Here is an 11,948-nt window from a genome sequence, read left to right as displayed (position 1 = left end):
ATTTACAAAGCCAATACATTATATTAATCTTGCTCATATGGATATTCACTACGAGAAAAACGGCGTCAGCTTTGTTTGGAATGCCCGCAAAGCTGGCGAACGCAATCAAACATGACGGGATTACGTTCGACCAAGCTGCCGAAGCTTTCTTCGACCCGTTTTTGAAACTGGTTGATGCAGGCCGCAACCATGAATCACGAGATGCGGTTATCGGCTACGATGAAAAAGGCCGATTGCTGTTTGTTGTGCATATTGAGGTTGAAGGTGAGTTTATCCGGCTTATTTCGGCCCGCAAGGCCACGCTAACGGAGCGCAATGCTTATGATTTCTGACACAGTTAAAAAACGTTTAACTAAAGACCGCCCCATGACTTCGATCACTTTGCGCATCCCGGTCGATGTGGTGGAATCCATGAAGGTTATAGCACCCTGCAAAGGCTTTTCCGGCTATCAGCCATTATTAAAGTCGTACATTAGCGAGGGTTTGCGCCGCGATGAAGCGCAGTTTGCCTTGAGCAAGGAAGCCAAGTTGATTGCGGCGTTAAAAAAGCTTGGCGTGCCTGATAGTATTATTGAAGAGGCGGCGCGTGAGGTTGCGTAATTCCAAGAGACCGTGAAAGAATGAAAAAAAGAAGGTGCCTTACATTGTATATGGGCAATTTTTTATTTTAAACATCCACAACGCACGGCTTGATCCCTTTTTATTTTTCATTTAGCCGCTTTCCAGTATCCATGCAGCTATGAAGTGTAGCGGTTCAAACCTAATCTGACAGTTACTGATTTTTAGAAGTGTCTGTCAGATTAGGTTTGAACCACTACAGCTAAACCAAGGTAGCTTGTTGATTCAATTTCTCCTCACCCCAGCCCTCTCCATCAGGAGAGGTGGCTATCTACCTGCGATCTGCGGATGCTGCTTAGCAGAAGAGTTACTTCATATTTACAATGACTGAGTGCTGCATCTCTTTTAATCCTGCTCAGCATTGCTTGCCATTACCGGCTGATCCATTAACCGGCTCAACCAGGCTTCCGCCGTTGCCCGATTGGTTTTCAGCACGCCATTAGGGAAAAAACCGAATCCCAAGATTAACAGCGCCGATACGCACAGCAGCGTCAGCTCGCGTGGCCGCAAATCCTGCACCTGTTTGACACCGGCCTGGGTGACGGGACCGAAGAAGGCGCGGCGGGTAAAGGACAGCATATACGCGGCGCTGAGTATCGCGCCGACCAGGGCTGCGATGCTGATACTGGGATGCGCCAGCATGGTGCTGACAATCAACAATAATTCGGCAGGGAAACCGCTGGTTCCGGGCAATCCTATGCTGGCCAGCGCAAATAAAAAGTAAAAACAGGTCAGTCGCGGCATGACTTTAGCCAGACCGCCCAGATGGATAGCCTCGGTACTGCCCAAACGATGCTGGATAAATCCGGCCACCAGCATCAGGGACCCGGCAACCATCGTGAAGTTCAGCAATTGAAATATCGCCCCCTGTATGCCCTGCATATTCAACGACGCAATACCGACGATGACCAAGCCGACATGGCTGACGCTGGCATAAGCCAGCAAGCGGCGCAGATTGGTTTGCTGCAACGCAATCAACGCGCTATACACCAGCGTGATCGCGCCGAGTATGCCCAGCACCCAGCTGTATTGAACGGCGGCGGACGGCGCCAGCGGCATCGCAAAACGGATGATGCCGAAAGCGCCTAGTTTCAAGCCGGTCAATACGGCGGTTAACTGCGTCGGACCTTCCATGGCGACGGTGGGCAGCCAGGTATGAAACGGCACCAGCGGCGCTTTAACGGAAAAGCCGAGCAGTAATAATAAAAACACCAACGCTTGCAGATTATCCGGCAATGCCGTTGCCAATAATACCGGCAGGCTGAAAGCCATATCTTGCGGGATACTGCCGCCGACTGCGGTGGCGTGATTGACTGCCAGTATGATTATCGCAAACAGTAACGGCACGCCGCCAAACAACATGAACAGCGTGTATTTTATCGCCGCGCCACGCCGCCCCGAACCGATGCCCCATAAGCCGATCAAGAAGAAAATCGGCGGCAGGGTCAGCTCCCAAAACAAAAAGAACAGCGCCATATCCAGCGCCAGAAACACACCGATGGTGATGCCTTCCAAGGCCAGCAACAAGCCAAAATGGAAACGGGTCAGGTGTTGCACCGAGTTCCATGAAGCGACGATCGCCATTAAGGTCAACAGTGCGGACATCGGCAAAAACAACACTGAAATGCCGTCCACGCCAATCAGGTATTCGATATTCAGGCTGGGTATCCAGGCGTAGTGTTCGACCAGTTGAAAATCGGCTAGGTCGGCATTAAACAACTGCAGCACACACCCTGTTGCGATTAATTCCAGCGCAGCAAACAACAGCGCAATGTTCTTGGCCAGACGGATATTACCAGTAACGGCTACCGCAAACGCGCCCAATAAAGGCAGTAAAATAATCAGGCTTAAAACGGGAAAACTGGCATTACTCATGTTGGTCGTCCTTGGTGTCGGTGTTGGAATCCCCCCTAGCCCCCCTTTTGCAAAGGGGGGAACTGAGATCGGTAGTGCAAGGCTGACTGGCCTCCCCCTTTGAAAAAGGGGGATTAAGGGGGATTTGTGCGCCGTGCATCGGAAATTGCTTGCCGATAGCGGCCGCATCCTGATCTATAAAATTCAGCCACGGCGTCGTGTAAAAACCGGTGCCGATCAGCAACAGGCAAATCACCACGGTAATAAAACGCTCCTTCCAAACCGGGTGGTGCGCGCAATTATACGGTTGTTTGGCACGCTTGGGATTCGCCATGAAAATCCGTTGGAACGCCCATAACAGGAAAGCGGCGGACATCACGTTGCCGACCAAAATAGCGATGGCAAGCAGCCAGCCGTCTTCCTCGATAATCCCTTCAACCAGCAAATGCGCCGCGTCGAATCCCGGCGTGCCGGGCATCACCATGGTGCTCAGCGCGGAAATCAGGAACAGCAATGCCAACGTGCCGTTGGTATCGAACAACCCGCCCAGACGCGGCAGATAAGCGGTTCGGCAGCGCTCATAAATCAGGCCGACGCTGAACAGCATGCCCGCCATCGCCAGACCGTATGCCACTGACAGCAGCAGGCTGCCTTCCAGGCCGTTCTCGTTAAAACAGAAGGTGCCGATAACCAGCATTCCGGTTTGACTGATGACCGCAAAAGCCAGTAACCGGCGAATGTTAATTTGCATCAGCGCCAGCAACGCGCCGTAAAAAATGCTGATCAAACCCAGTGTCACCACAAACCCGGCCCATTGTTCGGCAACGCCGGGCACCATCGGCAAAATGAAACGAATGACCGCATAAATGCCCAGTTTCAAGCCCACCAAAAAAATGACGGCGCTGGCGACCGTGCCTTGTTCCGCCAACACCGGCAACCAGCCGTGAAACGGAAATAACGGCATGCGGATCGCAAAGCCGAAGAACAGCAGAATAAAAATCAACACCTCATCGTGCAGATAGGCATTATTCTGTTTAAGCGTCAGCCAGTCGAAAGTCAGCGCATGTTCGGCATCGATCAAGCCGAAGGCCAGCAACAAAAAACCGGCCAAGGTCATCAGCAAACCGCTGACCCAATATTGCAGTAATCGCACGACGACCCAGCGCCGGTTTTGCCCGGTTCCGGCATGAATGGTCAACAGCGCCACAGGAATCAATTCCAGCACGCACCATAGCCAGAACTGCATCACATTCAGCGCGGCAAATGCGCCGATCAATACCGTTTCATAACCCAACAGACAGGCAATAAACAGCCGGTCGGTCACATGCCGGGTGATCAAGGTATAGATCAAAGCCAGCAAGGTTAAAACGGCGGTCAGCGGGATAAATAAAATATTCGTTCCATCGACGCCGACACGGTAACTGAGTCCTGCAAAATGCACATGTTCAACCAGATGAATACCGGGCGTGGCAGAATCGAAAACAGTCAGCAAATAGACGCTAAGCAATAGCGTCAACGACGCTCCGGCGAAGCCGAAACGCAGTGCAACAGTCGATGACCGCGAAAACAGGATAGCGATCATGGCCGCCAGCGGAACCAGCGTTAGCGTAGTGAGCAGCGGGAAGGCCGCCGATGCCGACCAGGGAGTAACAGTAATATCCATCAGAGCCTCAAAATGCAACTAACAATGTTATAAACACAAACAACACCAGATAGCGGGGTCTGAGCACGGATTGTTCAAACTTGTTGGCGATATGCCCAAGCTCTCGACCGTAATTGATTGAATTTTTGCCGATGCCGCGCAATACAAAGCGGTCCTCGAACCAGTGCAGGACGGACGCCATCCATTCGGTAAGTTTTCCTGCCAAGCCGCTGCCTTGGGCAAAGTTATCGGAGTCATTATCCAGTTGAGCGCCAACCATCTGTTCTTCCAGTTGCGCCAGTGACGATATGGTCCGGATGGCCGGGGCAGGAGCTCCCATGATTCGGTCAACGATATGATCGTCGAAATAACTCAGGTCATGCGCCAAGCCGCGCACCGGTTTGACCAGCGCCCAGTCGGTAATCTGGTCCAACCAGAAGCGCTGTAGAGAAGCGACATAAACCCAGGCAGGGACATCGCCGACACGACGCAGGCGACGGCTGTGATCGTGGTCAGGCGCTTTGCGCCGCGAGCTCTCTATATAATGACTCGGCATATTAGACATCTTTCCTAAATAGTCGGTATAGGACTAATCTTGCCAGGGTTATAATAGCGGCCCGACCGCTGAAAACACGGATAGCCATGAAACCTTATGCCCAATTACCCACAGACAACCCCGAAGAATTCATGCGGACTGTCGGCTTATCAAAAGAAGATTTCCATGTCCTTAACGACAAATTAACAGCTTATATTGCCACACAAAAAGCCCTCAACCCACTGACAATGCGCGGACGGAAAGACACCAAGTTAGTCTTAGAAGACCGATTGCTATTGACCCTCTATTACCTTCGCCATTATCCGACCCTGATAAACTTGGGGGCGATCTTTGATATCAGCGAATCTTACTGTCATAAGATTTATACCCGCACCGCGAGGATGATAGCCAAGGTCGAAAAACTCCCCAACCGTAAAACGTTGCTGGAGGATTCCACGACCACTTTAGCCATTGATGTTTCTGAGCAACCCATCGAGCGCCCTGTCAAAAATCAGAAAGCCTACTACTCAGGAAAAAAAACGCCACACGATCAAGGCCCAGCTCGTGATCTGCGTATTGACGCTGACCATTCTCTCCGTGGTAATGGGTAAAGGTCAACAGCATGATTTTTTGGTCTTTAAAAACAACCGCTTATTGTTACATTCCGGTGCCTTGTTATTAGCAGATTCTGGATATCAAGGGATACACAAACACCATCAGAATTCGACCCTGCCGGTTAAAAAGAAAAAAGGCCAGCCCTTATCGGCAGAAGACAAAGCTCATAATAAGGCGCTAGCAAAACGACGCATCTACATTGAGCATGTCAATCGTCGATGCAAGGTTTTCAGGATTGTCAAAGATGTTTATCGGGGCAAGCACAAAAATTACTCGCTAACATGGCGTTTAGTGGCAGCTCTTGTTAACTTGCGCTACGACGGTATTTAGGAAAGATGTCTATTATGCATCAGCGACGGCGCAGTCAGGAATTGATAACCGCGAACTACCGCATGAGCGCAAAGATGCCAGCCGGCCAGCTGCCAAAGCCCCAAACCGCATTCCAGAAACATCAAACCCAATTGGCCTGATGTCGCAAAAATCAACGAGCTTTTAACATCGGTCTGGGTCAGTCCAACCACAAAACCGTAAACCGCAGTCATCAAGCCCACGATAGCGACCACAGCCATGGCCAACGGCGCATGTTCAAAAATCGGCCTTAACAAAATGACCAGATAAACCCCGGCATGTACCATGACCGCACCGTAAAATACCGCGCTTGATGGCGTAGGCCCTTCCATTGCCCGGGCCAGCCAAGGCGTGAACGGCAGCTGCGCCGATTTGGCAAAGGCGGCTACCGCAAAACACAGCGCAATTGCGGTCGCTTCACCGGGGGTGAGCTGTTCCGATGCGGCATTGATATTGCTCCAATTAACGCTATCAAGCCAGGCGTAGCTTAAGCCCGCGCCCAACACAAACGCGGCGTCGCCGATACGATTGGTAACAAAAACGCGCGTCGCATTAGCGACTGCAACAGGGCGGTCATAAGCGTAGGCGATCAAAAAATAAGAACATACGCCTGCAACTTCCCAGCCGATAAAAGTGCCGACCGCATTGCCCGACAACACCAGCAACAGTATTGCCGAAGAAAACAGGCTCAGAATAAAAAAGAACCGGTGATAACCCGCTTCCCGATGCATGTAGTTAACTGAAAAGTGGGTAACTATGGTTAACAATATTGAAAACAGTGCCGCCAAACGGACATTAAAACCGCCGGAAATAAAATTTATCTGTATGTCCAGCGTATCGCTGTTCAGCCAGTGTCCTATAGTGTAGAAGCCGGTATTTTTACCCCATAAATCGATGCCCAGCAAAGTCAAGGCCAGCAGGCTGGACATGCTAATCGTCCAGTTTGCTATATCTGCCGTTATGCTTTCATCGGCCTCACCGCTGATGACGCCAAACAGATGCCCCATGCCGATAGCCGAAGCGGCGATCAATGGCATTAAGGGGATTAAAACGACTAATGCGTCCATTACACAACTCCAAACATTACACGGGTTCCCAAGCTCCTGCTCTCGTCTTTATACACAAGTCTATCGAAGAGCGTCATTTCGATATGGACGCTGGAATGGCGGACTCGGATGTAGGCCGGAATAAGGCCATCCAAGCGCGTAGCGTGAGGTGGCGTTTCCGGCGAGTTCGGGGGGTATTTGCCGGAAACGCCAGTTCTCGCTGTCACTCGAACCGGCTTATTCCGGCCTACGTCTAATGCATCCATTACGCAACTCCAAACTGTTCAGGCCTGTCCTCAGCCTGTCGAAGCGGTTGTTTGATCAACACCGGCGCTACCGGCAGCGTTTGATCCCTGTAACAATCCGGTGAATTATCCCGAACCGGCAGGTCTTTTGTCTCGGCTTGCCAAAGCACAAAACCCGTGCCGGGCTGAAATGAGAAAATCTCGGCGCTGTCGGGGTCTTTAGCGCTTAGATGCACCCAGCCACCGGCGACCAGCTCCCGTATGCTTGCCTGACGATGATAAATTTGTTCCAACACCGCAGTTTTGGCCTCAACCATCATCTGCAAGCGCATCGGCTCGTGTATTTCAACCATTTGCTGAGGCAGGCCGGTGCGTAAATCGCTGCTCGCCCCTTCCATGACACCAAAAAAACCGGTGACGTTATGCGGCACTTTAGAGCCGCAGCCGAAGCGTTCGTTATTAACGGTGGAAAAATAATATTCCAGGTTAATACCCGCACCAACCGGGGCCACCGCCAGCAAAATACCTTCCAGCACTTTGCCGTCGGGGTCTTGAGTCGGATCGTAGGAAATCAAAAACACCCGACGATCGAAAAATGCGCCTTGTGTTAAAGAACGACGACCGACTACCGCCGAAGCATTTGTGGCATGACCGAGTTCAGGTCGCGCCTGGGAAAAATCGACGGCGCGTTCCTCTATATGAACCAAAGCCTGTTCGGGTGTCGGGTTGCGCGGAGCCGATGCCAGCCTCCGGCAGCGCTCGTGCGCCGACATCTGTTGGGCATGCCGCAATTCCTGCTGTAGTTTCTTTAATCCGGCCAGACGTTCGGCCGGCAGCTGGTCGAGATCGTACCAGTTGATTTGTTCATTGCAGGTGTTGTGCTCGGCGCCGAGAAACCAGGTATCGGACGGAATAGTGATGCCGCGTTCCGCCAACAGCTCGCGTATTTCAGGGCGATTAGCCATAGCCGCAAACACCCTGGCATTCGGCCCGCCGTGCCGACCGCTGCAGGCGCCGCAATCGTAAGCCGCCAAATGCGGGTTATTCTGGCTGATAGAACCGTGTCCCATTAAGACAACCAATTCAGAGAAGCCATAGGTCAGGCCGGTATTGCGCAAAAAGCCTGCAACCCGGTCGGCCTGCTCGCTATCGTTAAAACCCAATTTTGGACGCTCCGGCGTGGAAGCTTCATCCGTAGAGGTAAACAACAGTTGCGTTTTAACCTCGGGCGAGACCCGCCGGGCTATGCCGGAAACCAGTCGTTGTTGCGGTTTGGGAAACAGGGCTTTAGCCAATAATCCGGCGAAGGTAATCGGCGCAAGCGCATCGATAACCGGATGCGATAACAACAGGCTGCGCCGCAAGCCCTGATGCAGCTGATTGGCAAACCACCGGCTCAGCTTAAGGCCACGGTTGTGCTTGAGCAATGCCGAGTCGTTGCCGGGCCGGGGCACTTCCCGCACTTCATGCGCCGGCGTTACCACCACCGGACACAGCGGTGTTACCTTGCTGTCGTCCAGCCCCTTGTAATTCATCGCAACGCCGAAAAACCCGGCTGCGCCCAAAGTTTCAACTGCGGGATTGAGCTCTTCAAGATGGCGGCGAAAACCTTCTTCACGGTCGTCCATGCAGAAGATGATCTGCGAATCGGGACGTTGCCCGCGTCCGGCCCAGCGACCGCGATGATGATTGGCGCGCACTGCCTGGAAAAAGTTCTCTCGGTAATGATGTTCGTAAGCCGTCAGCCAGACTTTACTGCGTTCGGTCGGGGTGAATTCATCCAGCACGGCCAACATGGCTTGCAGATCTTTTGTATCCAGTTGTTGCAGGCCTGCGGCGTTAATCCCCAGATGCTGGCATAACCGAAACAAACGCCAGCCGCTGTTATACGGCACATGAGCGACTACGGGCTGTTTGTCCGACATCGGACAGCACTGCCAGGTCCAAATCAGGTCGGCAAGTTGCTGCCAGTCGGTGCGGTCGTAACGCTCGGAACCGGCATGCAAGGTCAGCGATTCCGCCCGGTGGGTCAGATATTCCGGCAAGTCGCCCTGATACAAGCGACTGCGCACCATAAATTCCGACAGGTTCTTAGTGAAATAGCTGCGGATTGAGCTGAGCTTGGCTTCGATTTTCCAGGTGTCGCGGCAAACCTGGTTCAGCCACAGCCGATCCAAGGTCAGGCGTATGGCCAGATAATCGGCCAGCGTTGGTGCTGCATCATTGGAGGTCTGATAGTTGAGGTGATGCTGCCGCCAGTTGATCAGGCCCGACCAGCCGGGTATTTCCAGCGCCAGTCGACGCAGATAACCATCCCAGTGCGCTTTCGGTATTTCCAGGTGACTCAATTGCAGGATGATGGTATCGACCGGGTCTTCGGGCAATTCGGCGATAATTTGTTGCCAGTCGCTTAACTCATGCAAAAAAGGATTTGCGTCATACTGCGCCGTTGCCCGCCAGGCCGCATAAAGTCCTAAGCGACTGCGTTCAGGCAACTGCCATGCCGCCACGCCTTCATCCAGCCCTGATGCGCAAAAGCGTATCAGCTGCGACCGGATGGCATCGAGAATGTCTATGCCGCTCAATGCCAGAATAAACCCCCGCAAGCTGATGTTGCCGCCGACTTGAGCCAGCAGTTCATCCAGCGCCGCGCCTGCCTGTTGCCGCATTTGCTGGTGTGTTGCGGGAGCGACTTCAGTCGCGACTGAAGTCGCTCCCGCATTGATATTTTGCTGAACTTGCGCCAGCCAGTTTTCGGCTTGTTCCAGCGACAAATCCAGCATATTTTCCGGGTGCAAAGCCGCCTGCTCCAGCCCGAGCTTGATTAAAATACTTTCCCATAAGTGCCGGATCGCATGACTGTCGTCGGCAAGCAAACGCTGGCGAATCCGCTCAGGTACGTCGGCTTGCACCGCATCCAGCGCAGCCAATTCTTCTATTTGCCAGTTCAACTGGCTGACGCTAACCGCCTGCAAATCGAATAACAGCGCAATGCGGTAAATAGCCTGCCGGGTGATGGCCTTGTCTTTTAAGGCGCAAACGATTTGCTCCGTCTGCAAGTTCGGGTACTGTGCAAAGGCGGCGGACAGGTCGCTATCATCAATGCGCCCCTGCCGGTAAAAATCCCGGTTTCGCGCGTCGGGAAGATAGCAGCAAATACCGGTCAAGGCTTCGAATTCAGCCAAGGCCTCGTCAAACGGCAGGTGCTGAAAGCCATGCAAGGTATTGTGATGCACAAAATCGAGGATCGGCGCCTGCCCGGGCAGGACGTGGTCCAGATGGTTCAGCGCAGTGGTAATCTGCTCGCGCAATTTTAAAGGACTGTCTTGCATCGTTATTCCTACAAAATCCGTTGACTGATCAGACTGTTCATTTGGCTGATGGTGGCTGCGGATAAATCAAGCAGCGGCGCAGGCAGCAGACCAAAAAACACAATGCCGGTAACCAGTATTCCGGCAGCCAATAATTCCGGCGCTCTCAAGTCTTCAATCTGCCGCATCTGCGGTTTTACCGGGCCGGTAAACAACAGGCTGATGGTGCGTATCGCGTAGGCGGCTCCGATTAAAATGCTCACGCTGAAAAACACCATCACGCCCAGGCCTAAGCCGACGCTGGTTGATGAGCGAAACCCGCCGATCAGCGTATACAGTTCGGCAATAAAGCCGACCGAACCCGGCAAGCCCATCGCCGCCAGCAAGGTCAAGGTCATGAATACCGCAAAACGCGGCATCACCTGAATCAACGAGCTGTAATCCTGAATGTTGCGGGTATGGGTGCGCTCATACAGCAGGCCGACCAGCAGAAACAGTGCCCCGGCAATCAGGCCGTGCGCGGTCATTTGCAGCACCGCGCCGGTAATGCCCGCTTCATTCAAGGTCGCGATACCCAGCAACACAATGCCCATATGGCTGATTGAGGAATAGGCCACCATGGCTTTAAGATCGCTTTGCCGCCAGGCCAGCAATCCGCCGTAAAGCATGCCGAACAAGCCCAGGAAAATCAGGAAGGGTTGCAACAGTTTAGCGGCCTCCGGCAGCATCACCACCGCCCGGATCAAGCCGTAAGCGCCCATTTTCAGCAAAATACCGGACAGCAAAATACTGACCGGACTGGGCGCTTCGACATGCGCCAGCGGCAGCCAGCCGTGCAGCGGGAAAATCGGCATTTTAACGCCGAAACCGATCACGAAACCCAGCAGCACCAAGACCTGCTCGATCCTTGGCATGTCTTGCGCGGCCTGATGCATGGAGGACATTAACGAGCCGCCGTGTTCAAGATCGTACTGGCTGACCGCCAACAGGCTGATCAGCATAAAAACCGAGCCGCCCATCGTATACAGGACAAAATTAAGACTGGCCGTGTGCCGTCGCTTGCCGCCCCAGCGGCCAATCAGGAAAAACAGCGGGATTAATGTCACTTCCCAGAAGATATAGAACAACGCCCAATCCTGGGCCAGAAACACACCCAACATGCCGAACTCAAGCAACAGTATGCAAATATGATAGCCCTTGACGCTGCTGGATACGGTGAACGAGGCCAGCAATGCGATTGATGTGAGCAAGGTCGCCATCACCAGCATCGGCATCGATAAACCGTCGATGCCCAACGCATAAGCGCTGCCTAACTTGGGGTTAAGCGGAAAATATTCATTAAACTGTAAATTCGCATCCTGCGCGTTATAAATGCTAAGCAACCAGCAGACCAATAAAAAGGCGATCGTGGTAAACAGATTCGCGATATAGCGGATTAGCTGAATATTCCGGCCGGGCGTTAAAGCCAGGAGCAAGACCCCGGCAGCCGGAGTCCAGAGCAGTATGCTGAGTATCCCCATGATTTTAATGTTCCTTATGCTCTGTTGTCTGATAGTTTCAAGGGTTAGCAATTGTAAACTATAAATAGTTTTTTACCGATCATGGCGGATTTCAATAATCTAAGGGCCTGTAAACTCGCCCTGTTATTTCACGGACGAGTTTAACATTGCAACCTTTCAGTATCCTTTCAACGTCGATGCGGAACACACTTGCCCGCTTCAAGCCACGCGCCGA

Annotated in this window: 10 protein-coding genes; 4 read left to right on the top strand and 6 right to left on the bottom strand. The window is 52.7% G+C overall.

The window, feature by feature from the left end:
• Window positions 1–80 precede the first annotated feature (80 nt).
• Complete coding sequence (locus METTU_RS09965) at window positions 81–332, top strand: BrnT family toxin (protein ID WP_217182811.1); 252 nt, start codon at window positions 81–83, stop codon at window positions 330–332.
• A gap of 34 nt (window positions 333–366) precedes the next feature.
• Entirely contained in the window at window positions 367–600 is a 234-nt protein-coding gene (locus tag METTU_RS09960) for a BrnA antitoxin family protein (RefSeq protein WP_254257853.1), read from the top strand.
• 363 nt (window positions 601–963) lie between these two features.
• Here METTU_RS09960 and METTU_RS09955 read toward each other — a convergent pair whose 3' ends face one another.
• The 3 genes from METTU_RS09955 to METTU_RS09945 are packed head-to-tail and all read right to left on the bottom strand — an operon-like array spanning window position 964 to window position 4,670.
• Window positions 964–2,493: a complex I subunit 4 family protein gene (locus METTU_RS09955; protein WP_006891347.1), complete on the bottom strand. Its 1,530-nt coding sequence runs from the start codon at window positions 2,491–2,493 to the stop codon at window positions 964–966.
• Window positions 2,486–4,135: a complex I subunit 4 family protein gene (locus METTU_RS09950; protein WP_006891345.1), complete on the bottom strand. Its 1,650-nt coding sequence runs from the start codon at window positions 4,133–4,135 to the stop codon at window positions 2,486–2,488. Before METTU_RS09950 ends, METTU_RS09955 begins: the two co-directional genes overlap by 8 nt.
• A gap of 7 nt (window positions 4,136–4,142) precedes the next feature.
• The gene (locus METTU_RS09945; RefSeq protein WP_050897748.1) at window positions 4,143–4,670 is read right to left on the bottom strand and encodes a hypothetical protein; all 528 of its coding nucleotides are present in this window, start codon (window positions 4,668–4,670) and stop codon (window positions 4,143–4,145) included.
• Window positions 4,671–4,756: 86 nt separating this feature from the next.
• Here METTU_RS09945 and METTU_RS24430 point away from each other — a divergent pair, with 86 nt between their 5' ends.
• Window positions 4,757–5,260 carry a transposase family protein gene (locus METTU_RS24430; RefSeq protein ID WP_050897696.1) on the top strand — a complete coding sequence of 168 codons (504 nt, stop codon included), beginning with the start codon at window positions 4,757–4,759 and terminating at the stop codon, window positions 5,258–5,260.
• The gene (locus tag METTU_RS24425; protein WP_254257792.1) at window positions 5,214–5,594 is read left to right on the top strand and encodes a transposase family protein; all 381 of its coding nucleotides are present in this window, start codon (window positions 5,214–5,216) and stop codon (window positions 5,592–5,594) included. The genes METTU_RS24430 and METTU_RS24425 overlap by 47 nt, the downstream gene beginning before the upstream one ends.
• Here the strand turns inward: METTU_RS24425 and METTU_RS09935 are convergent.
• From METTU_RS09935 to METTU_RS09920, 3 genes are all read right to left on the bottom strand, one after another.
• Entirely contained in the window at window positions 5,591–6,679 is a 1,089-nt protein-coding gene (locus METTU_RS09935; RefSeq protein WP_081466900.1) for a proton-conducting transporter transmembrane domain-containing protein, read from the bottom strand. The genes METTU_RS24425 and METTU_RS09935 overlap by 4 nt on opposite strands.
• Before the next feature lie 244 nt (window positions 6,680–6,923).
• Window positions 6,924–10,235 (bottom strand): DUF2309 domain-containing protein, encoded by a 3,312-nt coding sequence (locus tag METTU_RS09925; protein WP_006891340.1) that lies wholly within the window; start codon window positions 10,233–10,235, stop codon window positions 6,924–6,926.
• 8 nt (window positions 10,236–10,243) lie between these two features.
• Entirely contained in the window at window positions 10,244–11,734 is a 1,491-nt protein-coding gene (locus METTU_RS09920) for a complex I subunit 4 family protein (protein ID WP_006891338.1), read from the bottom strand.
• Window positions 11,735–11,948 lie beyond the last annotated feature (214 nt).

The organism is Methylobacter tundripaludum SV96 (genome assembly GCF_000190755.2).
Lineage (GTDB): Bacteria > Pseudomonadota > Gammaproteobacteria > Methylococcales > Methylomonadaceae > Methylobacter_A > Methylobacter_A tundripaludum.
The sequence above is the reverse complement of the archived record's forward strand: the minus strand, read 5'-3'. Positions and strand labels throughout refer to the sequence as shown.